Origin of the sequence: Glycocaulis albus (assembly GCF_014639075.1) — a bacterium.
Taxonomy (GTDB): domain Bacteria; phylum Pseudomonadota; class Alphaproteobacteria; order Caulobacterales; family Maricaulaceae; genus Glycocaulis; species Glycocaulis albus.
Map to the genome: position 1 here is coordinate 33779 of NZ_BMFS01000008.1, position 24243 is coordinate 58021.

The following is a 24243-nucleotide window of genomic DNA, read 5'->3' on the forward strand; positions in this document are numbered from 1 at the left end:
TCGTTTCGAATCACGCTTTCGGATTGAAGAGAAAGGTGCGCGAAGGCCGCATCAGGCTGTCATCGGCCAGATCAAAGGCGATGGCGGCGCTCGTCGGCCAGCCATAGGGCACGCCCTCCATGGCATCGGCGCGCGCAGCCAGGGCGTGTGCAAATTCGCCTATGCCGGGATTATGCCCGACCATCACGATGGCGTCTGCGCCACTTTCCAGCGCCTCGGTGACAGCGCGCTCAAGCATTTCCTGGGAGGCGTGGTAGAGCGCCATCGGGTCTTCGATTGCCGCATCGGGGAAGACGGAGCTCAGCGCCTTGAAGGTTTCGCGCGTGCGCCGGGCGGGCGAGACCAGTGCCAGTTCAGCCTTCAGCCCCGCGCTCTTCATAGCGTCTGCGGCGCGGGCGGCGTCCGCGTGCCCGCGCGGGGTCAGGCCGCGATCAAAATCGTCCTCGGCCTGCATCCGGTCGACGGCTTTGGCATGGCGCATGATGATCAGGCTGGGCATAGTGGGTCCGCCAGTGAATCTGAAGGAGGGGTGGAGGCGCGATGACCTTACATCGCCCGAGCCCGCTCCCTAAGTAAAGCGCATATCACCCTGACAGCCGACAAACGGAGCCTGCAAACCATGTCCCTCCTCCTTGGCGATACCGCCCCTGACTTCACCGCCGACACCACCGAAGGCCCGATCCGTTTCCATGACTGGATCGGCGACAAATGGGTGGTGTTTTTCTCCCACCCGGCCGATTTCACGCCGGTGTGCACGACAGAGCTCGGCTTTACCGCGAAGCTGAAGGACGAGTTTGCCAAGAGGAACGCCAAGGCCATCGCGCTCTCGGTCGATCCGCTCGACCAGCACAAGGCCTGGATCAAGGATATCGAGGAGACGCAAGGCACGGCGATGAACTTCCCGATCATTGCGGACGTCAACAAGGAGGTCTCCGGCCTCTACTCGATGATCCACCCCAAGGCCGACCCCAAGGTCACCGTGCGGGCGGTCTATGTGATCGATCCGAACAAGAAAATCCGCGCCACCTTCACCTATCCGCCCAGCGCGGGGCGCAATTTCAATGAGGTGCTGCGCCTGATCGACTCGCTGCAGCTGACCGATGGCTACAAGGTGGCAACGCCCGTGAACTGGACTGATGGCGAGGATGTGATCGTGGTGCCGAGCCTGTCGGATGAAGACGCCGACAAGCTTTTCCCCAAGGGCTACAAGAAGGTGAAGCCGTACCTGCGTATCACCCCGCAACCGAACAAATAGGCGCATTCATCGCAGGAATGCCGGAAATGCCGGGCTCCGGAAGGGGCCCGGCTTTCGCTTATCTGATCCAGCCATCGGTGGAGCTGACGGCTCTTAAACGTTGCCGCCACCAATATCCCGGCTGGCGTGGAGTATCCGTTCAATCCGAACGCTGTTCTGATCCGTCCTGTAAAAGACCAAGTATTGCCCGAACGGCCGCATCCGCAAGCCGGGCAGAAGATCGGACCGTTCTGGCCAAGCGAGGGGATTGGATTTAATGTCCGCCGCTGTCTGCCGAAGCTCTGCGATGAAGCTCAGCGCCCGCCTCGGATTGTCCTGCGCAATATAGTCAGCAATCTCTTCCAGATCGCGTTCCGCTGCGGGCGAAAAGCGCAAACTCACTCTGCAGCGCCTTGCGCCATCGCGCGGTACTTCGCTTCCAACCGGTCAAACACCGCATCCGCGTCAATGCCGGGGCCGCTATTGGCGCCTTCTGCTATGGCCGTGCGTAAGGCTTCAAGCCGCGCCTGCCGCAGCGCTTCGCGATCTTCGAGCAGGCGCAGCCCGTCCCGGATGATCTCACTCTTCGAGTTGTAGCGGCCGGATGCGATCAGCTCGTCCATCAGGCTTTCGAAATGTCCGCCAAGGGCGTAGCTGCTGGGCATGGGTGTCTCCATCACCTCAAACTTATGATAACTATTATCATAAACGGCTTAAAATGCCAGCTCCTGCGTTCCCTGAAAATTTTTGTAAAGCGCCCTTGACGTAAAGCGAGCTTGACGCTACATCGTAAAGCACGCTTTACAAAGGGAGCAGGATATGACTTTCTCAAAGAAACTTCGCATCGGTCTGATTGTGCTGGCAGGTTCGGCAACATTGCTGGCGTGGACGGGTGCGGGAGCCGCGTATTTTTTGGACGCGCCGCGGGCGGTCTTTGTGGTTGCGCTGATTGCAGCGGCACTGGCGACCGAGGCGCTTTTCTGGCTGACCATGTTCGTTCTGGGCTGGACAGCTTTTGCCAACCGCCACTGGCTGGTACGCCTGTTTACTGGCGCCCGGAAGCGTGGTGAGGCGCATCAGGCCTGAAGGATGCCATGATCAATCTCGTACCGGAAACCTACTCCGCTCCGCCTGCCGCCCGCCGCCGCTATATCTGGCGAACCATGGCCATGCTGGCCGCCCTGCTGGCGCTGTTCGCCGGGTATTACGCGCTCGGTGGCGGTGCCGGCACACACAGCCTGAATATAGCCATGCTGGCGATAAGTATCGTCTTTGTGGCGGGTGCGACGTACGAGATTGTCATCCTCATCCGGGCTCTCGATGAGCTGCAGCAGCGCATTCACATTCTCGCCTGGGCCATTGGCGGCTGTCTGGCCGTGACAGTTATGTTCCTGTGGGGTGTGGCAACGGTTCTGGTAGGCGCGCCAGTCTTCGAGCCGGTCATGTCGGTCGTGATGGCGACGCTTGGATACTACATCTCACTGTTTCTGCTTGGGCAGCGCTACTCATGAATAACCGGCTGAAGGAATTGCGCGGGGAGCGCGGCTGGAGTCAGGCGCATCTGGCCGAGCAGCTGGATGTGTCGCGCCAGACCGTGATCTCGCTGGAGAATGGCAAGTACGACCCGTCCTTGCCTCTGGCGTTCAAGATCGCACGCCTGTTCGGCCAGCCTATCGAAGCGATTTTTGATGATGGCCACGAGGCCGCCTGACGCCCCCGCTCATTGACGGGTGCGCTTGCGAGGTCTACCTGCCAGCCCATCCTTCAACGACAGACAGGACGCCCGCCCCATGAGTGAGTATTCCGCCCTTGCCGCCAACGCCAAAGCCTGGCCGTTCGAGCTCGCGCGGGAACTCCTCAAACGCGTGGAAAAGCGTGGCGACAGTACAAAGCCCGTGGTCTTCGAGACCGGCTATGGCCCGTCCGGCCTTCCCCATATCGGCACGTTCGGCGAGGTGGTGCGCACCACCATGGTCCGCCATGCGTTTGAAGCGCTCACGGACGGCAAAATCCCGACCCGGCTGATCTGCGTCTCCGACGATATGGACGGGATGCGCAAGGTGCCGGGGAATGTCCCCAACCCGCAGAGCCTCGAAGCGCATCTGCAGCGCCCGCTGACCGATGTGCCGGATCCGTTCGGTACCCATGAGAGCTTTGGCCACCACAATAATGCCCGCCTGCGCGCGTTTCTGGACGGGTTCGGGTTTGAGTACGAGTTTCTGTCCGCGACCGAGCTTTATCGTTCGGGCGCGTATGACCAGATGCTGCTCACCGCGCTTCAACGCTATGACGACATCATGAAGGTGATGCTTCCCACTCTCGGTGAGGAGCGCCGCGCCACCTACAGCCCCTTCCTGCCGATCAGCCCCAAGACGGGGCGCGTGCTCTACGTGCCGATGAGAGCCATCGATGCAGATGCAGGCACGATTACCTTCGATGACGAGGACGGCGAGGAGCTGACCCTGCCGGTCACGGGCGGCAACACCAAGCTGCAATGGAAGCCGGATTTCGGCGCGCGCTGGGCGGCGCTGGGCGTGGATTTCGAGATGTATGGCAAGGACCACCAGGTCAATGGCGCCATCTATTCGCGCATTTGCCGCATTATCGGCGCCGAGCCGCCGGTGCAGTTTTGCTACGAGCTCTTCCTCGATCAGGTGGGCGAGAAAATCTCCAAGACCAAGGGCAACGGGATAGCTGTGGAGGACTGGCTGCGCTATGCGCCGGCCGAGAGCCTGTCGCTCTACATGTTCCAGAAGCCCAAGACGGCCAAGCGGCTCTATTTCGACGTCATTCCCAAAGCCGTGGACGAGTATCGCCAGCATCTTGCCGCCTATCAGGGGCAGGAGCCGGCCCAGCGCATCGAGAACCCGGTCTGGCACATCCATTCGGGCAATCCGCCAGCGCCGGGCGCGGACATCTCGTTCGCGCTGATGCTCAATCTCGTTTCGGCGGCCAATGCGTCGAGCAAGGAGACACTGTGGGGCTTTATCGGCCGCTATGCGCCCGGCACCAGCCCGGCAAGCGAACCTTTCCTCGACCGGCTGGCTGACTACGCGGTTCGCTATTACGAGGATTTCGTGAAGCCTGCCAAAACCTATCGCGCACCGTCGGATCAGGAGCGGGCGGGCCTCGAAGGCCTGCTCGCGCGCCTGGGCGCTCTGTCGCCGGGTGAGCGTGACGCCGAGCTGATCCAGACGGAGGTTTATTCCGCCGGCAAGGATGCAGGCTTTGAGCAGCTGCGTGACTGGTTCCAGGCGCTCTACGAGGTGCTGCTGGGGCAATCGCAAGGCCCGCGCTTTGGCGGGTTCGCCGCGATCTACGGCCTGCCGCGCACGATTGCCCTCATCCGGCGCGCCCTTGCAGGCGAGGATCTGAGCCAGGGCTAGGCGGCGGGCCTTCAACTTGCCACGAAGCGCGCTAATCTTTCACCGTGAGGCGGTGGAGGACGGCGCATTGGCGGGTTTACGGGGCTTGGCGGAATTGCTGTGCGCGCTGGCCTTGTCGGCTCCGGCCATGGCCGATCTGCCGACAGCGCGCGAGGCCTATGCGGCGGGGGATTTTGCCCGCGCTGAAACGCTCGCCAGTGCAGACCCGTCCGCTGAGGCGCAGGCCTTTGCCGCCGGGGCCGCGCTGGCGCTTCTGATGGCGGATCAGACCTCTGACAGACGCTCAACAGCAGGGCGTCTTCTCACCCATGCCCGTGGCGCGGTAACTGCCGATGATACGCTGGCCGATGCCCATTTGCGCATGGCGGCAGCAATAGGGTTCGAGGGGCGCTATGTGGGCACGTTGCGTGCCTTCATGCGCCGCCTGCCCCAGCAGGGCCACAGCCATATCCAGCAGGCCATGACGCTCGATGGTGATGATCCCTGGGGTGTGGCCATGCTGGGCGCCTGGCATTTCGAAGTGGTGCGCCGCGGCGGCGGACGGGCGCTCGGCGCATCATTGGCAGAGGGCATGGCCGCCTATGGCGAGGCCATCGCGCGCGCTCCCGATGATCCCGTGATCGCCTATTTCTTCGCCGTGGCGCTGCTGGCCAGTGGAGAGGCGGCCTATATGGATGCGGCCCGCGCGCAGCTTGCCCGTTCGGCTGAGCTGCCACCGCGCGAGGGTCTTGATGCTGCGCTCGATACCGCGATCAGTACCCGCGCCCGCATGCTGCTGCGTGCGTTCGAGGATGATCCCGCCCATGCCGCCCGCCTAGCTGTTGTGGAAATGGAGCGCTAGGGCTTAACGCCAGCTTGTACGAAAAACTTGACATGCCAGCCTCGTGATCCTACACATCGGCGTGTAAGGTAAATCATACTTGCTGGTGGAGTTTTTTGACATGTCGTTTCACGAGAAAAGCAATGCCCTGATGCTGGGCGCAATCGTGCTGGTTTACGGGGCCTATTTCCTCATCGTGTTGGGATTGCCGGTGATGAGCGGCACCGATATTGACGTCAACGCCAGGCTCGTCATGTCCAACGGGCTGATGCTGGGCAGCGTGGTGGCTCTCGTCGCGATTGCCATTATTGGCCATATCCTCATCACCGTGCTGGCGCCGAAAGACGCCGACAAGCATGACGAACGTGACAGGCTGATCGAGATGCGCGGCGATCAGCGCGGCGGGTTCGTGATGGCGTTTGGCGCGCTGTGCGGGATGGGCCTTGCCATGCTGGCCATGCCGCATTTCTGGATTGTCAACGCGATCCTGGCCGGGCTGGTGCTGGGCGAGATCGTCAAGGCCGTCTCGAAGCTCATCGACTATCGCCGGGGCGTGTGACGATGGGAAAGGGCAAGACACGCATTGCCAACACGATCCGCGAGCAACGCTTTCATGCCGGCGAGATGACGCAGGCTGAACTCGCCGATGCGGTGGGCATTACCCGGCAGACCGTCATCGCCATGGAGCAGGGGCGTTACTCACCCTCGCTGGAAGTGGCATTCCGCGTGGCCCGCGTCTTTGGCAAGCCGCTCGAAGAGGTGTTTTCTTACGAGGATTGAGGGGCTTTTTAGCTCCGCAACGCATTCCCCGCCTGCGCGGGGACAGGCCGCGTTGCGATGTTCCGCGAAAAGTCGCGGGCGGCCTTTGGCCTTGCGGACGGCGGAACGCCGTCCGAGAGCGCGACGCACGGCTTCCCGCCCGAAGGCGGGGGTGTGCGGAGCATCACTGAGTTTATTGGCTGGCCCAGACGATGCGCGCCATCCAGACCAGTTCGGACGCGTCCAGCACACGGGTCTCAAACTCGGTATTGAGCGATACCAGCTCCACCGTACGTGCCGTGGTGCGGCCCAGCTCCTTGGCCATCACCTCGCCGGAGCGGAGCTTGGCCACCACCCGGTCCCCCCGGCGAAGCTGGGCATGGGGCGCGACCACGATCCGGTCGCCGGGCCGGTAGACCGGCAGCATGGATTCGCCGGAGATTTCCAGCGCATAGCATGCCTCGTCATCAAGGCCGGGGAAGATCACTTCCTCCCAGCCGGCGCCCACCGGAAAGCCGGCATCATCAAAAAAGCCTTCATTACCCGCTTGCGCCATGCCAATCAGCGGTACCGAGCGTCCTGCAATCGTGTCGGTAGCGAGGCCCGCAAACTCGGCAAAGCTGACCTTGGCCGCGTCCAGCGCCTTGGCAAGGCTTTCGGTGGAGGGCCAGCGCGGCTTGCTGTCTGATGAGGCGACGCGCTTTGACGGGTTGAATGTCGTCGGGTCGAGCCCTGCCTGCCGGGCGAGCCCCGATGGCGTGGTGCCTGCGCGCTGGGCGAGGCGGTCAATACCGCGCCAGACCTGGGCGTGGGTGAGCATGGCCGCGCCTCCTTCGTTAATGATAAGGAATTTATTCCTTTGCCGGGGAAGAATGTCAAGCCTTCTGCCCCGCACTTGCGGGACCTGCGCCCCCGGTCTAGAGCGATGCCATGACCGATGATGTGATTTACCGCTTTGCCGACCCCGCCGCGCTGGGTGCTGCCGCGCTCTCGGGCGCTTATGAGGGCGAGGCGCATGACCGCGCTGATGGCTTCATCCATTGCTCGGCCCGCGATCAGCTTGAAGGTACGCTCGCAGCCCATTTCGCCGATGTGGAGCGCATTGCGCTGGCCGTGATCGACGCAAACGCGCTGGGTGGCATTCTGAAATGGGAAAAGTCGCGTGGCGGGGAGCTCTTCCCGCACCTTTACGGCGCCCTGCCATTCGCGGCGATCATGTCTGTGCATATTCTGCGGCGTGATGAGGCGGGCGGCTGGCGCCTGCCGGAGGACTTGTAATGGCGCTTGCTGATCTCGCCGCAAAAAGCCTCTCCCTCCTGCCGCCTGAAACCGCTCACCGGGTCAGCCTGAAGGCGCTGGCGTCCGGGCTTGGCCCCAGATTGCCTGCAAAGGCGGACCCGGTGCTGGCGACCTCGATAGCGGGGATCGAGCTGGCGCATCCGGTGGGCCTGGCGGCCGGGTATGACAAGAACGGCGAAGCACCTGATGCGCTGCTGGCGGCGGGTTTTGCGTTTGTGGAGCTGGGGGCCGTCACACCCCGCCCGCAGGCCGGCAATCCGCAGCCCCGGCTTTTCCGCTTGCGCGGCGACCGCGCCGTCATCAACCGGATGGGCTTCAACAATGAAGGGCTGGACGCGCTTAAAAGACGGCTGGAGGCGCGCGCCGGCAAGCCGGGCGTTGTCGGCATCAATCTGGGTGCCAACAAGGATAGCGAGGACCGAGCGGGTGACTATGTGATGCTGGTGAAGGCCCTGAAAGGCCTCGCGAGCTTCTTTACGGTCAACATCTCCTCGCCCAATACGCCGGGCCTGCGTGACATGCAGGGCGAGGCGGCGCTGGGTGCGCTGCTGGGCCGGGTCAATGACGCCCGCTGGACCGAGCCGGTCTTCCTCAAAGTCGCGCCTGATCTCGATGCAGCAGGCATTGAGTCCATTGTGCGCGTGGCCATGGCGAACCGCATTTCCGGGCTGATCGTGTCGAACACCACGCTGGCCCGGCCCGACAGCCTGAAAAGCCGCCACAAGGCCGAGGCGGGTGGCCTCTCCGGTGCGCCGCTGACTGAAGCCTCAACCGAGGTGCTGCGTCAGGTGCGTAAAGCTGCCGGGCCGGACCTGCCGCTGATCGGGGTTGGCGGGGTGAACTCGGTAGAAACCGCCTATGCGAAGATCCGTGCCGGGGCCAGCGCGATCCAGCTCTACACCGCGCTGGTCTATGAAGGCCCGGGTCTTGTCGGCCGTCTGCGCGACGGCCTCGCCGCGCGCATCAGGGCCGATGGCTATACATCTCTGGCCGAAGCGGTGGGCGTGGACGCCTGAGCGAGCACGTCGCGCTTGAGGCCTGAAAGGCCGAGGCTGAGCGTGCCTGCCCGCGCCACGTAATAGCCCAGAAACGCCAGCCACAGACCCGTCCCGCCAAAGGCCGGGCGCAGGGCAAAATCCAGCGCCAGATAGATCAATAGCGCGGCGATCATCGCATTGCGCATGAGCGGGCCTCTGGTCGTGCCGATCATCAGCCCGTCGAGCTGCCAGCTGGCAAAGCCCATCAGCGGTACCAGTGCGCAAAAAGGCAGGAAGCCAAGCGCAGTCGCGCGCGTTGCCGGATCGGTGGTGATGAGGCCGATCAGCGCTTCGCCGCCGACAAGCAGGGCAAGGCTTGCCGCAAGCGCAAAACCGGCGGCCTGCTCCGTGGTCAGGCGCAGTGCGCGTTTAAGCCCCTTCCAGTCGCCCCGGCCCGCCGCCTTGCCCGTCACGGTTTCGGTGACGTGAGCAAAGGCATCCAGGAAGTAGGCGATGATGGAGATGAATTGCAGAAGGACTGCATTGCCGGCCATCACATCGGTGCCCTCGCGCAGGCTTGCCTCGTTGAACCAGGCAAAGCCTGCCAGCAAGGCCAGCGTGCGCAGGAAAATATCGCGGTTCACGCCCAGCAGGCGCCGGATGGCGGCCGGCGCGAGGATGAGTGCCAGCGGAACCGCTACCGCAATCCGCCCGCGCAGTATCCACACCACAATGGCTATGCCCGGCAGCAGGTGCAGCCAGAGGGCCAGCGTGCTCGCCCAGGCAACACCTGCCACGCCCCAGCCAAACCCGGCCACGAACAGAATGGAGGCACCCGCATTGATGAGGTTCAAAGCCGCCTGTAGCGCCAGTGCGAGGCCGGTTCGCCCCAGCCCGATCAGCCAGCCATAGAGCGCAAATCCGGCCAGAGCCGCCGGCGCGCTCCAGATGCGCGCATCGAAATAGGTGCGTCCCGCCGCCTCCACACCCGATTCAGCGGAAAACAGGGTGAAGGCGAGTTCGCGCAATGGCCATTGGGCGAAAAGCAGGGCAGTGCCGATGACCAGCCCCGTCATGATCCCGCGTAAGAGGCTGGCGCGCACTTCGGCCTCGTCGCCGCGCCCGTCGGCCTGTGCGGTCAGGCCCGTCATACCCATGCGCAGAAAGCCGAAGGCCCAGAAAACAAAATTGAAGATCAGCGCGCCGAGTGCCACGGCGGCTATCTCGGCGGTGGTGCCAGTGCGGCCAATAACGGCGATATCAACAAGCCCGACGAGCGGGGTTGCGATGTTCGCCGCCATGATCGGCAGGGCGAGAGCCAGAACCTTCTGGCGGGTGAGGAGCGGTGCAGCAGCCATGTGCGCCGCATAAATCCAAACCCGTGCCCTCGCAAACGGCAAGTGTTCACATTAACTTACGCAAAGCGACAAAGTCTTGCGCCAGCCATTGGAGAAATTTGTCATGATCCGTGCCTATGCCGCGAAGGAACGCGCCGGAAAGTTTGAACAGATCAGCTTTGATCCCGGTCCGCTGGGCGATGACGAGGTGGAGTTGAAGGTTGAGGCTTGCGGGCTTTGCCATTCAGACCTGTCCCTGCTGGACGAGGAGTGGGGCGAGACGCAGTTTCCGTTGGTGCCCGGCCACGAGGTGGTCGGTACGGTCTCGGCGGTGGGCCGGTCGGTGACCCATCTCAAATCCGGCGACCGTGTAGGCGCGGGCTGGATGGCGCGCTCCTGCCTGACCTGCCACAACTGCATGAGCGGGGACCATAATCTATGTCCGGATTCGCAAGGCATTGCGCTGGGCCGCCATGGCGGGTTTGCGGACGCAGTACGCCTGCAGGCGGCGTGGGCGGTGAAACTGCCCGAGGGGCTGGATGCGCGCAGTGCCGGGCCGCTGTTCTGCGGAGGGATTACGGTATTCTCACCCATTCTGGAATTTGGTGTGAAGCCGACAGACAAAGTGGGCGTGATTGGCATTGGCGGGCTGGGCCATCTCGCCGTCCAGTTCCTCAAAGCCTGGGGCTGCGAGGTGACGGCTTTCACGTCCACCGGGTCCAAGGCCGAGGAGGCGCGCGCGCTCGGTGCGCACCGCGTGGTGGACAGCCGCTCGAAGGATGCGCTCAAAGCCGAGGCCGGGCGCCATGATTTCATCCTTTCCACCGTGGCCGTGCCGCTGGACTGGAACCGCTATATCGCCGCGCTCGCGCCCAAGGGGCGCCTGCACACGGTCGGCGTGGTTTCAGAACCTATTGCCGTTCCGGCCTTCGGCCTTATCGGGGGTCAGAAATCGGTGTCCGGCTCGCCGGTCGGCAGCCCGGCGGTGATGGCGAAAATGCTGGAATTCTGCGCGCGCCATTCAATCGCGCCCTATGTCGAATACATGCCGATGAGCCAGATTGACGACGCATTCCAGCGTTTGCGCGAGGGCAAGCCGCGCTACCGTATCGTGCTGGAAAACGACTTTACTGCCTGATGAAAAATGGCCCCCGCACCAATCGGGTGCGAGGGCCAGTGACTGCCGCGGCAAAAGGGAATAAGCCGGGCAAACGGGTGCTGGCGGGCTAGCGGGACGTGCTGGTCAGCACGATGCGCGCTTCCCGCGTGGTTGCCGGGGCGCGGGCTGCGATATGGCCACTGGCATGAAGCTCGCCGAGCGCGTCCTGCAGTGCCGCCTCACGGCAACGCGCCTCGCTGGCCTGGCGGGCCAGCCCGCGCAGGCCCGGCTCCCGGCAGACTTGCCGGGCCGCATTGGCCAGCCGCTCTTCGATGGCCTGGCGGCCGCTTTCAGAATTGAGTTCGGCAGGCCTGAAATCGACCGTGCGCGAGGGCGTGTCCGCGGCCATGACGGGCGCAGCGATGCTGATAGCTGCCATGGCAGCGAGCATGAGGGGGAGGGCTTTCATGGGATGTGTTTCCTTGTTCCTTGAGTGACGAGCCAACCTTGCCCGGAGGTGCCGTGATCTGGTGTCGCGGTCATATCCGTCCGTGCGATTGCCACTCTGGGTCAGGAAAGATTGCGCCGCGATGGCGCGCGCATGAATGTCTTTTAAGGTGCAGCGCTGCGCCGCGCTTTCCTCGCTTCGCCTGCGCAGCGTTTCGAGCAGTAGCGAACCTCGTCCCACACCCGCTCCCATTTCTTGCGCCAGGTGAAGGGGCGCCCGCAGCTTGCGCAGGTCTTTTGCGGCAAATCCGCTTTGCGCCTCATCTTATGCACCGCCGAAATCAAGGCTGCCCTGCCGCGGATCGGGTGTATTCCGCCTGGCGGGACGGGGATGCTGGCCCGTCTGTTTCATACCCGATTTGCGGCTGCCATGACGGGCATTGATTGCGCGCGCTGTATCGCGGAAACCGGCGCTGGCGCGGATCGCGCTCATCCGGGCGCGTGCCTTGCGCGCGGCGGCGGCATGATCGACAACCGGCAGCGGGTAGGTGTCGCCAAGGCGCACTTTTGCCCGTTCGAGGTCTGCCGGGGAGGCGAGCCATGGCGCGTGCAGTGCGGTCACCGGCAGGCCGGACAGCTCAGGGATCCAGCGCCGTATGAACACTCCCTCAGGATCCTGATCGTGCGATTGCTTCACCGGGTTGTATATGCGCGGCGTATTGATGCCGGTCGTTCCTGATTGCATCTGGAACTGGGGGAAATGGATGCCGGGCTCGTAGTCGGTGAAGCGGGCGGCAAGGCGTTTGGCCGGTTCACGCCAGTCCTGCCAGAGGTGATAGCTGGAAAAGGCTGCGGCCATGGCACGCATGCGGAAATTCAGCCATCCGGTGGCGTTGAGTGCGCGCATGCAGGCGTCCAGAAACGGAAAGCCGGTCTCGCCATTGATCCAGGCCTGTATGTTCGACGCATCACCTTCCGGGCGGGCATTGTGCCATGCGGGATGCATCTCCTGGTACTCCAGTGCGGTCTCGTCCTCGAACTTCTGGATGAAGTGGCAGTGCCAGTGCAGCCGGGCGATGAAGCTGTCGAGCGAACGGGCATAGGTGTTGTTGCCGGCAAACCGGTACTGATCACGGGCCCGCACGGCCCGTTGTGCCGTCTCACGCAAGGACAAGGTCCCGAACGCGAGATGGGCCGATGCCCGTGAACACGCATCGAAGGCCGTGACGGGCGAGGACATGGCACGGCGATAGCCGTGACCCCGGCTTTCGAGAAAGCTCGCCAGATCGTCCAGTGCTGCTTGCCGCCCGCCGGTCTGGCGTGAGGGGCAAGGGTCCGGGAGCAGGCCCAGGACTGCGGGAGCAGGCGGATCTTCGCGTGTCAGAGAGGGGCCGCGTAGCGGCCCGGGCGCAGGCAATACCGGCTGTGCCATGAAACGGTCCCAGCGCTGCGCCCAGCCATTACGGCTGCGTAGGCTCCTTATGACGCCATGCTGGCGGTGTTCGTTAAAGGCGATCCCGCGTGAACGGGCCCAGCCCGCCACCGCACGATCGCGTTCCCATGTGGCTGTAACACCGGTTTCCTCGTGCGCGTCGATATGCGTGAAGGGGTGAGTGTCATGAAGCTGCGCCATGACTTCCACCGCCTCACCGGTGCGGATGGTCAGAGGTATGCCAAGGCCTTCCAAGGACTGGGCGAGTTCGGACAGGCAATCGAGCAGAAAGGCATACTGGCGGCCGGAATAGTCTGGGCGCGCCCAAAGCGAGGGCTCTACAATGTAGAGCGCAATGACGGGTCCCCGGCTTGCGGCGGCATGCAGAGGCGCATGGTCCTCCACGCGCAGATCACGCTTGAACCATACAAGGCTCGTCATCGTGCGAACCTGCGCCAAAGGCGCTGCAGTGCCGGGCGCACCGGCAGGAAAAGCCGGTAGGCAAGCTCCAGCACCCAGATAAGCGGCGGCGCAGCGGCGATCCGGCCCAGCCAGCGCCAGCCCGGCGTGACTTTCCACAGCTCGGCGAAAGCCCGCGCGCCGCTGACAATTTCGCCGGAAGGGGTGCGGACATGAAAGCGGGCCATTGCCGCGTCTGGGCTCAGCCCTTCTGGAAGACCGTCCGGCGAAGTGTGAACATCGTGAAAGGCGGCGCCTGCTCCCCGTCGCCGGTAATAGCCGATCTCGGCGCGGCACATCGGGCAGCTGCCGTCGAAAAACACATCACACGCACCATATTCAGATGCGTTTGCAGTGTGTTGATCTTGTGTTTGGGTTTTGCGGGTCATTTAGGCTTCAATCTAGGCGGAGACGGGAGCAGGAAAAGGGGACATGGCGAGACGTCGCATTGCCATTATCGGCGCCGGGCTTGCCGGCGCGGCCTGTGCCGGTGTCCTCACGCAGGCCGGACACAGCTGCCGGCTTTTCGACAAGGGGCGTGGGCCGGGCGGGCGCCTGTCGACGCGGCGGGTGGAAACACCTCTGGGCGAAGTGAGCTTCGATCACGGCGCACAGTTCATCACGGCGCGCGGTGCGGCGTTCTCGGCCTTCATGCAGCGGGCGCGGGATGCGGGTGCTGCGGCCGTCTGGGATGCGCGGCTGGTCTCGATCGACCGCCGGGGCAATGTTGAACCCTTGCGCCAGGAAGACCGCTGGATCGGCGTGCCGGGCATGAATGCGCTGGTAAAACATGCGCTGGACGGTCTGGATGTCAGATTTGGCGCGCGGGTGACCGGCCTCAAGGGCGGGGCGGGCGCATGGACGCTTGTATTGGAAGACGGCGGACGTGAAGGTCCGTTCGACGCGGTTGCGGTCACCATTCCGCCCGAACAGATGATTGATCTGCTGGCGCGTACCGATGGCGATTTTTCCACCCAGATAGCACAGGCCAACGGGGCGCGGATCGGTCCGTGTCAGGCTGTGATGACGGTGCTCGATGCGCCATTTGATCCCGGCTTTGACGGCGCCAAGCTCTATGGCGGTGCGCTGGCCTGGATGGCACGCATGGGATCACGTCCGGGGCGGACCGTGCCGGAGGCGTGGATACTGCATGCAACCACCGGCTGGTCACGGGCGAACCTGGAAGCGCACGGCGATGACGTGATACGTGCGCTGATCGAAGAGGCGCATATCCGTTTCGGATTTCCGGCGCGTCCGGTCTGGAGCGCGGCCCATCGCTGGCGCTATGCGCTCAGCGAGCAGGCACCGGGCAGCGCCTTTGCCCTTGATGAAACCGGCACGCTTGGCTGCGCAGGCGACTGGCGCCTGGGAGGCCGGGCGGAGCTGGCGTGGGATAGTGGCGCGGCGTTGGGCGAGGCGCTGGCGAAAGCCTAGAGCGGAATACGCTCTAGCTCTCACCCTCCGGCTTGATCAGGAAATGGCCGTGCAGGGCCGCTACGGGCGCGGCGCGGCGGTCCTGCCAGGCTTCCACGCGCACATTGGCCACGCGTGCGCCCTGACGGGTGATAATGCCGCGGGCGTAAACATCCTGCGGCCTTGCCGGTCGCAGATAATCCACTGACACATCAATGGGCTTGGGCAAGGCCGCCAGCCGCGTGCCGGCCAGCAGGGCCGCCGAGGCGGTGATTTCCATGAAAGCCCCGATCGCTCCGCCATGCAGGGCCGGGATAAGCGGATTTCCGACCAGCGTATCCGCGTAGGGCAGGATGGCGGTCAGCTCGTCACCATGGCCGTCAAAATGCACGCGCATCATCTGCACGTACGGGCTTGAAAGCAGGGGGTCCAGCGGGCTCATTCTTCTTCCACCTTGCTTATCGGCGTGGCGGATTTGCCAAACGCGCGCCGCGCCTTTTCGGCGGCTTCCTGGCTGACCCGGCTGACCATGAAGGCTGCGGCAGCGGTGGCAACAGGATCGCTCTCATCGCCGTCATGGGCGATGGCGCTGACAAAGGCGAACAGGCCCGACGCGCGGATGCAGCGGGCTATGGCCACCACATCGCGCCCCGGTTCGGCCGGGCGCATATAGTCAAGCCGGAGATCGAGCGTCGCGGTGGCATCCCTGCCGCCCAGCCCTGCAAAGGCGGCCAGTCCGCAGGCATGGTCCAGGAGCGCCGCGACCACGCCGCCATGAAGGACGCGGGTATCAGGATCACCGATCAGGTCATCGCGGTAGGGCGCGCGCATCTCGGCCATGCCCGGCTCTATACGCTCCAGCCTGAAGCCCAGCGCTACTGCGTGGGGCGAGCCCTCCACCAGTAGCGGGGCCAGCGAGTCCAGAAGGGTTTGCAAATCGTCTGCCATGCCTGCCCTTTAACGGGCACAGAACGATTAGGCCAGAGGTGCGTTCAGGGGGGCGATGTCAGGCGGCAAGCCTGCGGGCGGTGATTTCTTCCAGTCCGTTTACCAGCTCGTTGCGGTGCGCGTCCGGCGCATTGTCGAATTCCTGCAGGCGGCGCAGGGCCGAGCGGTGCAGGGTGATGATCTCGGTCTCGCGCGGGCCCACATCGCGAACGGTTTCCAGATACTGGCGCAAGGAGCGGCCCACGCGCGCGGCAATCATGTCGCCCTGACGCATCATGGCTTCGGCCATGGCATCGGCCTGGGCGAGGGCGGCTTCCAGAGGCGTGGCCAGGCCTGCTTTCACATCCACGCCGCGCTTCCAGGCGATGCGGCCATTCTGGTTGGGGCGTGTGCGCCGGTCCGGCCCGGCAAAAGTCTCCGTTTCCACATAGGGCCGCGGGCGGCTGGTGGTCTCTTCCAGCCGGGCAAACAGAGCGGCAGGCGAGACAGGGCGCAGCAGGAAGGCGTTCACGCCTGCATCACGCGCGCGCTCAATCTCGCGCATCTGGCTGTTATTGCCGAGCGCGATGACCGGTGCGCGGCGCACGGGCAGGTGCTTGCGGCGCAGTGCGCGCGTCAGGGCCGGGCCCGGCGATGTCTTGCCGGACCAGTCGGAAATGATGATCGGTCGGGCGTAGGTGGTGGCGGCTGACAGGCCGGTATCTTCACTGGCAAAGGTGAACACATGGTCGGCGCCAGCATGGCGCAGCACATCGGCGATCAGCCGGCGCAGGAAGTTGGACGGGTCGACGATAAGGATGGGGCGGTCCTGCCAGCGGCTGGACACGGGCACGCGCACGGGCGTGCTTGTCTCGATATCATCAAGCTTCATTGTGTCCCCGCCGGCGCACCACTTCCCAGGAAAGGCAAGCTAGCAGCAGGCATTGCCCATTGCCCGCGCAAACCGTGGACAGGGTTAATGCGGGGTAAGCCCGTTCAGGTGCGGCGCCCCGCAGCGGAAATGACCCGCCAGATGATCCAGATCGGCACCACGAGAACCGCGCCCAGAAGGAAGTAGCGCACCGACCAGCCCAGCGATTCGGTGATGATCAGGAAGAAGCGGTCCCAGGCGCGGGCAATCGTGCCGAAGAAGTCGACCCAGAGCTCTGCCGGATCGACATTGAACAGCGCCAGCACCACGCCGGCGAGCACGCACAGCAAAAACAGGACAAGCAAATCCTTCAGCCGCACCGCTATGACGCGTTGCAGGAAGGTCTTGCGGGGGGCTTGTGTATCGCTCATGACCGCCACAGTAACGCAAAGATTGCGGCACGTGTGAGGCGAAAAGCGCGCTTAACCCTGTTTGTTGATATGCACCTGATGCGGATAGGGAATTTCGATGTCTTCAGCATCAAATGCCAGCTTCATCTGGCGTGTCTTTTCCCAGAAGTACGGCCAGTAGTCGGCGCTGTTGACCCAGGCCCGGGCCGTGTAGTCGATGGATGATGCGCCGTGGGCGGCGACCTCCACCACCACTTCGGGCATGGGCAGGACGCGTTCATCATCCTCCAGAACCCGGCGGATGACACTGCGTACCTTCTCGATATCGGTGTCGTAGGAGGCGCTGAACATGAAGTCCACGCGCCGGGTGGAGTAGCCGGAAAAGTTCACGATCACCTGGCCCCAGGACTGGGCATTGGGAACGATGACCTGCCGGTTATCCGGCGTCGTCAGCTCGCTGTAGAACAAGGTGATGTCGCGCACAGTGCCGGAGGCTCCGCCAATATCGACGAAATCCCCGATCTTGTATGGGCGGAAGAAGACAATCATCACGCCCGCAGCCACGTTTGACAGTGTGCCCTGCAAGGCAAGGCCGATGGCGAGCGTCATGGCGCCCAGCGCGGCGACCAGCGAAGTCGTCTCCACGCCAAAGCGGGTCAGCACCGCGATGATGACCACCGCGATGATGAGATAGCGCACGACCGAGGCGAAGAAGACAGCCAGCGTGGTATCGATCTTGGGATGGTCCACTGCCCATTTGCGGACACGCCGGGAGATGAAGCCGGCCATGTAGAGACCGACGACCAGGATGATAGCGGCCAGTGCCACATTGGACAGCACCGCAACGCCGAGCGTGGCGAGATATTCCATCATCGTATTGATCTGCGTGTCGAACTCGCCGCCAAATTCCATGCCCGGATGTCCTTTTCCCAATGATTTCAGCAGGAGGCGGGCCTCTAGCACGGATTGGCGGCAAGGTCGAACCGTCCCCGTGTCCGGCGGAGAGGCCGGGTGGCCTCCACGGCAAAAGGTCTGCCACGAACGCAAGTGCAGGGTTCCCTAAACTGCCCGCGAATGCTTAACCTTGGCGCCTTGCGGGCGGGCATGACCGCTCCGTGTGGAGATAATGCGCGGCCGCTGGCTTGGCAGACGGTCCGCGCGCCAAGGGGGAAAGCACTATGGCAAAGGTAGACGCGCCCGCAGTAGAGGAGCGCCAGAAGGGAATTCTCGGCTGGATCGAGAAAACCGGGAACAAGCTGCCCGATCCGGTTATCATCTTCGCCTATCTGATCGGGATACTGATCGTTGTGTCGGTGATTACCGACTGGATGGGCGTGTCTGTTGAACACCCCGTGCGCGTGAACGAGGATGGCTCGCCGGTTGTCGAGCCGGCCCGCATGCTCTTCCGCTCGGAGCTGATCGAGCATCTTCTGGTGCGCATGCCGACGATTTTCACCTCCTTCCATCCGCTTGGCTATGTGCTGGTTGTGATGCTGGGCGCCGGTGTTGCTGAACGCGCAGGCCTGTTCGGCACAGCCATGCGCGCAGCCGTGCGTAACGCCCCGCGCTTCCTGCTGACCCCGGCTGTTGCGCTGGTGGCCATGCTGGCGAACCTGGCGGCGGACGCGGCCTATGTGGTGCTTATCCCGCTGGCGGGCGTCATATACGCGGCTGCCGGCCGGCATCCGATTGCGGGCATTACGGCGGCGTTTGCCGGGGTGTCGGGCGGCTTTTCGGCCAACCTTTTCCCCGGCCAGCTTGATGCCCTGCTGTTCGGCATTACCGAAGCGGCGGTGGGCAGCCTGGTCACCGACTGGGTGATGAACATTGCCGGTAACTGGTATTTTATCGCTGTGATGACGATCTTCTACCTGCCGGTCATCTGGTTCGTCACTGACGGCATTATCGAAAAGCGCCTCGGCAAATGGACTGGCGGCGCCGTCGCGGGCAGCAGTGACGCGGATGATGATCCCGACGCGCCGCTGACGGCCGGCCAGAAGAAGGGCCTTGCCCATGCGGGCCTCGCTGTTCTCGCAGTTGTCTTCCTGTGGCTGTTCCTGACCGTGGATCTGGTCGAGCTGGTCAGCTTCGGCGCGGTATCGGTCTGGGGCGGCAATCCGCCTCTGCTCAATCCCGATCCGGCACTGGAGGTAACCCAGCAGCTCATTCCGTTCTTCACCTCGCTGGTGGCAGGCTTCCTGATCCTGTTTCTCGCTGCCGGCGTCGCCTACGGCATGGCAGCGGGCACGATCAAGACCCACCGTGACACGGTCGAGATGATGGCCGGCGGCATGAAGGACATGGGCTATTACCTCGTACTGGCCTTTGCTGCCGCGTATTTCGTGGAAATGTTCAACCTGTCCAATCTGGGGATCATCTCGGCGGTTAATGGCGCGAATGCCATCCAGCAATCGGGCCTGCCCTTGCCGATCGTGCTGGGCCTGATCGTGCTGTTTGCCGGTGTGCTGAACCTCTTTGTCGGGTCGGCTAGCGCAAAGTGGGCCTTCATGGCGCCCATCCTCGTGCCGATGCTGATGCTGCTGGGTATCAGCCCGGAAATGGCAACGGCGGCCTACCGCGTCGGTGACAGTGCCACGAACATCATCACCCCGCTGATGGTCTACTTCCCGCTGGTATTGGTCTTTGCCCGACGCTGGGTGCCGGACTTCGGCATCGGGTCGCTGACGGCAGCCATGCTGCCCTACTCGATCTGGCTGCTGATCACGGGCATCATCATGACCATCGCCTGGGTCTATCTCGGCCTGCCGCTCGGACCGGGCGCAGAGGTCGGCTATACCCTGCCGGGAGCCAACTAGTAGCGCGCGCCCGCGGCGGCCCTCAAGGGTTGCGGGCGCCTCACTTCTCAAGGAAATACTCGATGAGCCTAGTCCTCCATCACCTCAATGCCTCGCGCTCGCAGCGCATTATCTGGCTGATGGAGGAGCTGGGCCTGCCCTATACGCTGGTCCGCCACGAACGGGATGCGCAAACACGTCTGGCGCCGCCGGAGCTGCTCAAGATCCACCCGATGGGCAAGGCGCCCTTGCTGGAACATGAAGGACAGGTGATCGCGGAAACCGGCGCTATCGCGCAGTACATCCTTGCCGTGTTCGACACCGAGCACCGCCTGCATCCCAAGCCCGGACGGCCCGAATTTGCCCGTTATCTGGAATGGATGCACGCGGCGGAGGGCTCACCCTTTCTGCCGGGCCTGATCCTTGTCTTCACCCGCGCCACGGGCCTTCAGGACTCGCTGCTGGCGGGATGGATGACGGGTGAGCGGGACAAGGCCGAGGCTACCATTGAGGGGCATCTCGCCCGTCACACCTGGTTTGCAGGCGACATGTTCACGGCAGCAGATTGCCTGATGGGCTTCCAGCTTGACGGCATGGAAAAGTCCGGCCTGCTGGACAATGCTCCGGCTACGAAAGACTGGCTGAAACGCGCTCATGCCCGTGAAGGCTACAAGCGCATGATCGAGCAAGGGGTTTAGGGGGCGGCAAGTCCGCTTTTTCGGATCGCTGCTTCGAGCTGAGGAAGGTCGTTCGTAGCTGTCCGCCAGACGGCTTCCATGTCGATCCCGAAATAGCCGTGGACAATGCGGTTCCGCATGCCCCGAATATCGGGCCAGGGCACACCGGGAATTGCTGATAGCGTCTCTGGCGAAAGCTTGCCCGCAGCCTCGCCTATGGTTTGCAGCATGTGCAGCAGGGCGCGCTGGGCGAACGGGTCAGCGCTAAAAGCGTCATAGCCTGTGGATTGGGTGAGCTGGCACGCTAGCGCGATCTCATCAACTATATCGTTTAGCCAGTCGCGATCACTGCGTTCAGGCATCGACAGCTTCTGCGGCAATATGGGCGCGCGCGCGCGGCTTCAGGCCATGTTCGGTTGCAAGGTCGACCGGGCAACCGAGTTCATTTGCAAGCGAACGCTCGATCCCGATCATGCCGATCAGGCTGGGTGTTTGAGCAAACTCCACCAGCAGATCGACATCACTGTCCGGGCCTGCCTCGTCACGGGCGTGGGAGCCGAACACGCGCACGCGGATGATGCCGTGGTCCTCAAACCACGGCTTCAGTTCCCGCAGGCGGGCCAGAAGCTCATCGCGTTTCATGGCCGCCATTGTCCCACTCCCGGGTGGCGGCGGCAAGATGCCACCCTCTAACGCCCGGCCGTAGCCGTGACTGCAGCCGTGGTCGCGGTCGTGACCGCAATCATGGCGGCCATCTGCGCGGCAATGAGGGCAGACATCGCCGATACTGCGCCCAGCGAGCCATCGGTGCGGTCTGACAACCAGACCAGCTGAGCCAGGCGGAGCCGTGCCGCGCCGGTTTGCGGCACTTTGCCGAGCGTTTCCATATTGGCTTCGATCACGGGCAGATCGGCAGGGGTGACACCCTGAGCCGCCCATTCGATCCAGACGTGACGATTGCCCGCATATCGCATCTTGCGATGGGGCTTGATCGCCTCGCGCAGGGACAAAAAACGGTCCCGGACGTCAGCGGCTGGTTGCTGGTAGAGGGCGCTCAGCCGCGCGCCTTCGCGTTTCAGCCCGCGGGTTTCGGGCTGCGCCTCGAATACCGGAAGAGCCAGCTCGCGTTCACGCCTGACGGCCTCCGGGCTGTTGTCGCGCGCGGCATGGGACGCGGCGAACATGTCGGTCACTTCCGGGTTCGCGCGCCACCACGGCGGACGGATGGCCTGCTTGATGGCAAAGAAACGCCTCACGGCCTGCGCGGATGTGGCGTCTGCCAGTGTCAGCACAAGGGCAGCTCGGCTTCCGCCCGCGTGCAGCCTGCCTGTGCCCGAGGCCTTTTCGCCGTCCTTCAGCTGCGCGCGCACTTTCAGGAAGCTGGATGCGGTCTTGCCATGGCTCGCGAGCAGGGCAGCGTAGATCCACAGAAGGTCGCCCGTTGGCGCGCGCCAGCTGCCCAGAGCTGCTTTCAGCTCTGCGCGGACGGCCTGCATGGCGGCGGCCGTCCTGTCCGGCGCGGCGTCAGCCGGCAAAAGCGCGTAGGCGGCAAACCAGGCGGCCGCGCCGCCCGGCCCGCCATCAATCGCCTTTACGGCCGCATGGGCTGTGTTCAGACGGGCCAGTGCGGTGCTTTGCTCCATCGGGCTAGTCGGCCGGCTGTTGCTGGCGGAGATCCAGCCCGGTGTGGAAGGCAATGAAGGCCCATTTATCTGCCGTCTCCTCGATCAGCATGGAAACGGGCGTGCCCGCGCCGTGCCCGGCGCGTGTCTCGATGCGGATCAGGGTGGGCGCATTGCCGGTATCAGCCGCCTGTAGCGCGGCGATGTATTTGAAGGAGTGGCTGGGCACTACGCGATCATCCGTATCAGCCGTTGTCACCAGCGTTGCCGGATAGCCTTCGCCTTCGGGAATGGTGTGCAGGGGCGAGTAGGCGTAGAGCACGTCGAACATGTCCGGGTCCTGCGGGCTGCCATAGTCCGACACCCAGAAGCGGCCTGCGGTGAACTGGTTGAAGCGCAGCATGTCCATCACGCCCACGCCGGGCAGGGCGGCCGCGAACAGGTCCGGACGCTGATTGGCCACGGCACCGACCAGCAGACCCCCGTTGGAGCGGCCTTCGATGGCGATGTTGTCCGGGCTGGTCCAGCCTGCCTCGATCAGGTGTTCAGCCGCATTGATGAAGTCATCAAACACGTTCTGCTTGTTGGCGAGCCGGCCGCCATCATGCCAGTCACGGCCATATTCAGAGCCGCCACGGATATTGGCCAGTGCGAACACCCCGCCCATTTCCATCCATTGCAGGCGGCGCACATCGAAAGCCGGGGTCATTGCGATGTTGAACCCGCCATAGCCGTAAAGCAGGGTCGGGCGCTGGCCATCGGGCGTTACATCGCGGTGGTGGACGATATACATCGGCACCTGCACGCCGCCCGTGCTCTCGTAGAAAACCTGGCTGACTTCATAATCATCGGGATCGAAGGTCAGCGGCGCTTCGTGGAAGAGCGTGCTTTCACCGGTTTCCACATCATAGCGGTAGATGGTGCCGGGGCGGTTGAAGCTGGTGAAGCTGTAGAAGGTCTCCGGGCTGTCCGGGCGGCCATTGAAGCCGCTGGCGACGCCAAGGCCCGGCAGTTCGACCTCGCGTACCGCTTCGCCCTCCAGCGTGTGCACGCGCACGACCGAGCGCACATCCTCGAAGCTCTGCACGACCAGATGCCCGCCGATATGGCTGGCACTGGTGATCGGAAACTCCCCTTCAGGGATAATATCAGTGAGGCTGGATGGATCAGAGAGGTCTACGGCCACCACACGCTGGTTGGGCGCATCAAGGTCGGTAAGGAAGAAAAAGGTCGCGCCGACATTGCCTATGGCCGAGTGATTGTTGGCAAACCCTTCAAAGATGGCCACCGGCTCAGCGGCCTCATCGGTCAGGTCGAGAATATGGATCGCGTTGCCGTCCGTTCCGGCGGAGGAGTAGATGAACAGATAGTCGCCATCATCGCTCACGCCCGCGCGCCAGCTGACTTCCGGGTTGTCCGGGTCGGACATGATCAGCTGGTCTTCGCTCTGATCCGTGCCAAGCGCGTGGAAATAGATCGCCTGATCCATGTTCAGCGAGGTGAATTCCTCGCCTTCCTCCGGCTGGGGATAGCGCGAATAGAAAAAGCCTGACCCGTCCTTTGCCCAGGCGAGGCCGGAAAACTTGATCCATTCCAGCCGGTCTTCCAGCGTCTCACCGGTCTCGACGTCGATCACCTGTGCCGTGCGCCAGTCAGACCCGCCATCCTGCAGCATGTAGGCAACGTGGCGGCCATCGGGGCTCGCCCAGCTGCCTGCCAGGGCAACCGTGCCGTCTTCCGACAATGTGTTGGGGTCGATGAGAACACGGGCCTCTCCGTCCAACCCTTCGCGGACCATGTACACAGACTGATCCTGCAAGCCGTCATTGTAGGAGTAGAAGTAACGTTCTTCACGCGCGGCGGGGGTGGAGAGGCGTTCGTAATTCCACAGTTCGCGCAAGCGCTCGGCAATCATCGGCCGTCCAGGCAGGTTTTCCAGATAGCGATTGGTGACCGCGTTCTGTGCGGTCACCCATGCGGCCACCTCGGGGCTCACGCGAACATCCTGCTCCAGCCAGCGATAAGGGTCTGCCACCTCAACCTCGCCGTTGGCCGCCGACTGGTAGATATCGGTCTGCTCCACGGTGCGGGTGGTCGGGTAGTTGAGGCGGTCTTGCGTGTGCGCTGCGCCGACGACAACTTCGCGGGCATCACCGTCTCCAGTGGCGACCTGATCGCCGCAAGCGGCCAGAACCAGCATGCCTGCCAGCGGAAGAAGAGTTGCACGCTTCATGTGATGCGCTCCTGGATGATGAGTGTTTGGGCCGAAACCTAGGCAG

General features: G+C 63.6%; 32 protein-coding genes. 14 read left to right on the top strand and 18 right to left on the bottom strand.

What is annotated here, in order from left to right; translation table 11 throughout:
- Positions 1 to 10: 10 nt before the first annotated feature.
- Positions 11 to 499 carry a SixA phosphatase family protein gene (locus IEV75_RS09535; RefSeq protein WP_188452341.1) on the bottom strand — a complete coding sequence of 163 codons (489 nt, stop codon included), beginning with the start codon at positions 497 to 499 and terminating at the stop codon, positions 11 to 13.
- A 120-nt stretch (positions 500 to 619) separates the two neighbouring features.
- Between IEV75_RS09535 and IEV75_RS09540 the strand changes: the two genes are divergently transcribed.
- On the top strand, positions 620 to 1255 hold the full coding sequence (locus IEV75_RS09540; protein WP_188452342.1) for a peroxiredoxin: 636 nt from the start codon (positions 620 to 622) through the stop codon (positions 1253 to 1255).
- A 93-nt stretch (positions 1256 to 1348) separates the two neighbouring features.
- Here the strand turns inward: IEV75_RS09540 and IEV75_RS09545 are convergent, their stop codons facing one another.
- Complete coding sequence (locus IEV75_RS09545) at positions 1349 to 1636, bottom strand: type II toxin-antitoxin system RelE/ParE family toxin (protein WP_188452343.1); 288 nt, start codon at positions 1634 to 1636, stop codon at positions 1349 to 1351.
- The gene (locus tag IEV75_RS09550; protein WP_188452344.1) at positions 1633 to 1899 is read right to left on the bottom strand and encodes a type II toxin-antitoxin system ParD family antitoxin; all 267 of its coding nucleotides are present in this window, start codon (positions 1897 to 1899) and stop codon (positions 1633 to 1635) included. The genes IEV75_RS09545 and IEV75_RS09550 overlap by 4 nt, the downstream gene beginning before the upstream one ends.
- 154 nt (positions 1900 to 2053) lie before the next feature.
- Here IEV75_RS09550 and IEV75_RS09555 point away from each other — a divergent pair, with 154 nt between their 5' ends.
- The 7 genes from IEV75_RS09555 (at position 2054) to IEV75_RS09585 (ending at position 6220) form a co-directional block, all read left to right on the top strand.
- Complete coding sequence (locus IEV75_RS09555; RefSeq protein ID WP_188452345.1) at positions 2054 to 2320, top strand: hypothetical protein; 267 nt, start codon at positions 2054 to 2056, stop codon at positions 2318 to 2320.
- 8 nt (positions 2321 to 2328) lie between these two features.
- Positions 2329 to 2745: a hypothetical protein gene (locus IEV75_RS09560; protein ID WP_188452346.1), complete on the top strand. Its 417-nt coding sequence runs from the start codon at positions 2329 to 2331 to the stop codon at positions 2743 to 2745.
- Positions 2742 to 2945 carry a helix-turn-helix transcriptional regulator gene (locus IEV75_RS09565; protein ID WP_188452347.1) on the top strand — a complete coding sequence of 68 codons (204 nt, stop codon included), beginning with the start codon at positions 2742 to 2744 and terminating at the stop codon, positions 2943 to 2945. Before IEV75_RS09560 ends, IEV75_RS09565 begins: the two co-directional genes overlap by 4 nt.
- 79 nt (positions 2946 to 3024) lie before the next feature.
- Positions 3025 to 4620, top strand: coding sequence for a lysine--tRNA ligase (locus tag IEV75_RS09570; protein ID WP_188452348.1), 1596 nt, complete (start codon positions 3025 to 3027; stop codon positions 4618 to 4620).
- A 67-nt stretch (positions 4621 to 4687) separates the two neighbouring features.
- Positions 4688 to 5461, top strand: a complete 774-nt coding sequence (locus tag IEV75_RS09575) for a hypothetical protein (RefSeq protein WP_188452349.1) — start codon at positions 4688 to 4690, stop codon at positions 5459 to 5461.
- A gap of 100 nt (positions 5462 to 5561) precedes the next feature.
- Complete coding sequence (locus IEV75_RS09580; protein WP_188452350.1) at positions 5562 to 5999, top strand: hypothetical protein; 438 nt, start codon at positions 5562 to 5564, stop codon at positions 5997 to 5999.
- A gap of 2 nt (positions 6000 to 6001) precedes the next feature.
- Positions 6002 to 6220: a helix-turn-helix transcriptional regulator gene (locus IEV75_RS09585; protein ID WP_188452351.1), complete on the top strand. Its 219-nt coding sequence runs from the start codon at positions 6002 to 6004 to the stop codon at positions 6218 to 6220.
- A gap of 172 nt (positions 6221 to 6392) precedes the next feature.
- Here IEV75_RS09585 and IEV75_RS09590 read toward each other — a convergent pair whose 3' ends face one another.
- The gene (locus tag IEV75_RS09590) at positions 6393 to 7019 is read right to left on the bottom strand and encodes a S24 family peptidase (RefSeq protein WP_188452352.1); all 627 of its coding nucleotides are present in this window, start codon (positions 7017 to 7019) and stop codon (positions 6393 to 6395) included.
- A gap of 110 nt (positions 7020 to 7129) precedes the next feature.
- Here IEV75_RS09590 and IEV75_RS09595 point away from each other — a divergent pair, with 110 nt between their 5' ends.
- Positions 7130 to 7477: a DUF952 domain-containing protein gene (locus IEV75_RS09595; RefSeq protein ID WP_188452353.1), complete on the top strand. Its 348-nt coding sequence runs from the start codon at positions 7130 to 7132 to the stop codon at positions 7475 to 7477.
- Positions 7477 to 8514, top strand: a complete 1038-nt coding sequence (locus IEV75_RS09600; RefSeq protein ID WP_188452354.1) for a quinone-dependent dihydroorotate dehydrogenase — start codon at positions 7477 to 7479, stop codon at positions 8512 to 8514. Before IEV75_RS09595 ends, IEV75_RS09600 begins: the two co-directional genes overlap by 1 nt.
- Here IEV75_RS09600 and IEV75_RS09605 read toward each other — a convergent pair.
- The gene (locus IEV75_RS09605) at positions 8475 to 9833 is read right to left on the bottom strand and encodes an MATE family efflux transporter (protein WP_188452355.1); all 1359 of its coding nucleotides are present in this window, start codon (positions 9831 to 9833) and stop codon (positions 8475 to 8477) included. The two genes, IEV75_RS09600 and IEV75_RS09605, sit on opposite strands and share 40 nt — an antisense overlap.
- A gap of 103 nt (positions 9834 to 9936) precedes the next feature.
- Between IEV75_RS09605 and ahr the strand changes: the two genes are divergently transcribed.
- A complete protein-coding gene (gene ahr, locus IEV75_RS09610) occupies positions 9937 to 10950 on the top strand; it encodes an NADPH-dependent aldehyde reductase Ahr (protein WP_188452356.1) in 1014 nt (337 codons plus the stop codon).
- 88 nt (positions 10951 to 11038) lie between these two features.
- Here the strand turns inward: ahr and IEV75_RS09615 are convergent, their stop codons facing one another.
- From IEV75_RS09615 to IEV75_RS09630, 4 genes are all read right to left on the bottom strand, one after another.
- Complete coding sequence (locus tag IEV75_RS09615) at positions 11039 to 11380, bottom strand: UrcA family protein (RefSeq protein ID WP_188452357.1); 342 nt, start codon at positions 11378 to 11380, stop codon at positions 11039 to 11041.
- Positions 11381 to 11523: 143 nt separating this feature from the next.
- Complete coding sequence (locus IEV75_RS13975; RefSeq protein WP_267905775.1) at positions 11524 to 11682, bottom strand: DUF2256 domain-containing protein; 159 nt, start codon at positions 11680 to 11682, stop codon at positions 11524 to 11526.
- Between the two features lies 1 nt (position 11683).
- Positions 11684 to 13231 carry an FAD-binding domain-containing protein gene (locus IEV75_RS09625; RefSeq protein ID WP_188452358.1) on the bottom strand — a complete coding sequence of 516 codons (1548 nt, stop codon included), beginning with the start codon at positions 13229 to 13231 and terminating at the stop codon, positions 11684 to 11686.
- Positions 13228 to 13638, bottom strand: coding sequence for a thiol-disulfide oxidoreductase DCC family protein (locus IEV75_RS09630; protein WP_188452359.1), 411 nt, complete (start codon positions 13636 to 13638; stop codon positions 13228 to 13230). The genes IEV75_RS09625 and IEV75_RS09630 overlap by 4 nt, the downstream gene beginning before the upstream one ends.
- Before the next feature lie 43 nt (positions 13639 to 13681).
- Between IEV75_RS09630 and IEV75_RS09635 the strand changes: the two genes are divergently transcribed.
- Complete coding sequence (locus IEV75_RS09635; RefSeq protein ID WP_188452360.1) at positions 13682 to 14683, top strand: NAD(P)/FAD-dependent oxidoreductase; 1002 nt, start codon at positions 13682 to 13684, stop codon at positions 14681 to 14683.
- A 13-nt stretch (positions 14684 to 14696) separates the two neighbouring features.
- Here IEV75_RS09635 and IEV75_RS09640 read toward each other — a convergent pair whose 3' ends face one another.
- The 5 genes from IEV75_RS09640 to IEV75_RS09660 all read right to left on the bottom strand — a co-directional run bounded on the left by IEV75_RS09640 (position 14697) and on the right by IEV75_RS09660 (position 17782).
- On the bottom strand, positions 14697 to 15104 hold the full coding sequence (locus IEV75_RS09640; protein ID WP_188452361.1) for a PaaI family thioesterase: 408 nt from the start codon (positions 15102 to 15104) through the stop codon (positions 14697 to 14699).
- Positions 15101 to 15610 (bottom strand): PaaI family thioesterase, encoded by a 510-nt coding sequence (locus IEV75_RS09645; RefSeq protein WP_188452362.1) that lies wholly within the window; start codon positions 15608 to 15610, stop codon positions 15101 to 15103. Before IEV75_RS09645 ends, IEV75_RS09640 begins: the two co-directional genes overlap by 4 nt.
- A gap of 58 nt (positions 15611 to 15668) precedes the next feature.
- Positions 15669 to 16481 carry a response regulator gene (locus tag IEV75_RS09650; RefSeq protein ID WP_188452363.1) on the bottom strand — a complete coding sequence of 271 codons (813 nt, stop codon included), beginning with the start codon at positions 16479 to 16481 and terminating at the stop codon, positions 15669 to 15671.
- A 104-nt stretch (positions 16482 to 16585) separates the two neighbouring features.
- Positions 16586 to 16891 carry a DUF6460 domain-containing protein gene (locus tag IEV75_RS09655; protein WP_188452364.1) on the bottom strand — a complete coding sequence of 102 codons (306 nt, stop codon included), beginning with the start codon at positions 16889 to 16891 and terminating at the stop codon, positions 16586 to 16588.
- Between the two features lie 51 nt (positions 16892 to 16942).
- Positions 16943 to 17782 (bottom strand): mechanosensitive ion channel family protein, encoded by an 840-nt coding sequence (locus tag IEV75_RS09660; RefSeq protein WP_188452365.1) that lies wholly within the window; start codon positions 17780 to 17782, stop codon positions 16943 to 16945.
- Between the two features lie 266 nt (positions 17783 to 18048).
- Between IEV75_RS09660 and IEV75_RS09665 the strand changes: the two genes are divergently transcribed.
- Together IEV75_RS09665 and IEV75_RS09670 are read left to right on the top strand one after the other, a co-directional pair.
- On the top strand, positions 18049 to 19686 hold the full coding sequence (locus IEV75_RS09665) for an AbgT family transporter (RefSeq protein WP_188452366.1): 1638 nt from the start codon (positions 18049 to 18051) through the stop codon (positions 19684 to 19686).
- Positions 19687 to 19748: 62 nt separating this feature from the next.
- Positions 19749 to 20363 carry a glutathione S-transferase family protein gene (locus IEV75_RS09670; protein WP_188452367.1) on the top strand — a complete coding sequence of 205 codons (615 nt, stop codon included), beginning with the start codon at positions 19749 to 19751 and terminating at the stop codon, positions 20361 to 20363.
- Here the strand turns inward: IEV75_RS09670 and IEV75_RS09675 are convergent.
- From IEV75_RS09675 to IEV75_RS09690, 4 genes are read right to left on the bottom strand one after another with little or no spacing between them, the layout of a single operon-like run.
- The gene (locus IEV75_RS09675; RefSeq protein ID WP_188452368.1) at positions 20360 to 20704 is read right to left on the bottom strand and encodes a HepT-like ribonuclease domain-containing protein; all 345 of its coding nucleotides are present in this window, start codon (positions 20702 to 20704) and stop codon (positions 20360 to 20362) included. The genes IEV75_RS09670 and IEV75_RS09675 overlap by 4 nt on opposite strands.
- Complete coding sequence (locus IEV75_RS09680; RefSeq protein WP_233351818.1) at positions 20697 to 20993, bottom strand: nucleotidyltransferase family protein; 297 nt, start codon at positions 20991 to 20993, stop codon at positions 20697 to 20699. The genes IEV75_RS09675 and IEV75_RS09680 overlap by 8 nt, the downstream gene beginning before the upstream one ends.
- Before the next feature lie 38 nt (positions 20994 to 21031).
- Positions 21032 to 21985 (bottom strand): hypothetical protein, encoded by a 954-nt coding sequence (locus tag IEV75_RS09685; RefSeq protein WP_188452369.1) that lies wholly within the window; start codon positions 21983 to 21985, stop codon positions 21032 to 21034.
- A gap of 4 nt (positions 21986 to 21989) precedes the next feature.
- The gene (locus IEV75_RS09690) at positions 21990 to 24197 is read right to left on the bottom strand and encodes a prolyl oligopeptidase family serine peptidase (RefSeq protein ID WP_188452370.1); all 2208 of its coding nucleotides are present in this window, start codon (positions 24195 to 24197) and stop codon (positions 21990 to 21992) included.
- Positions 24198 to 24243: the final 46 nt, after the last annotated feature.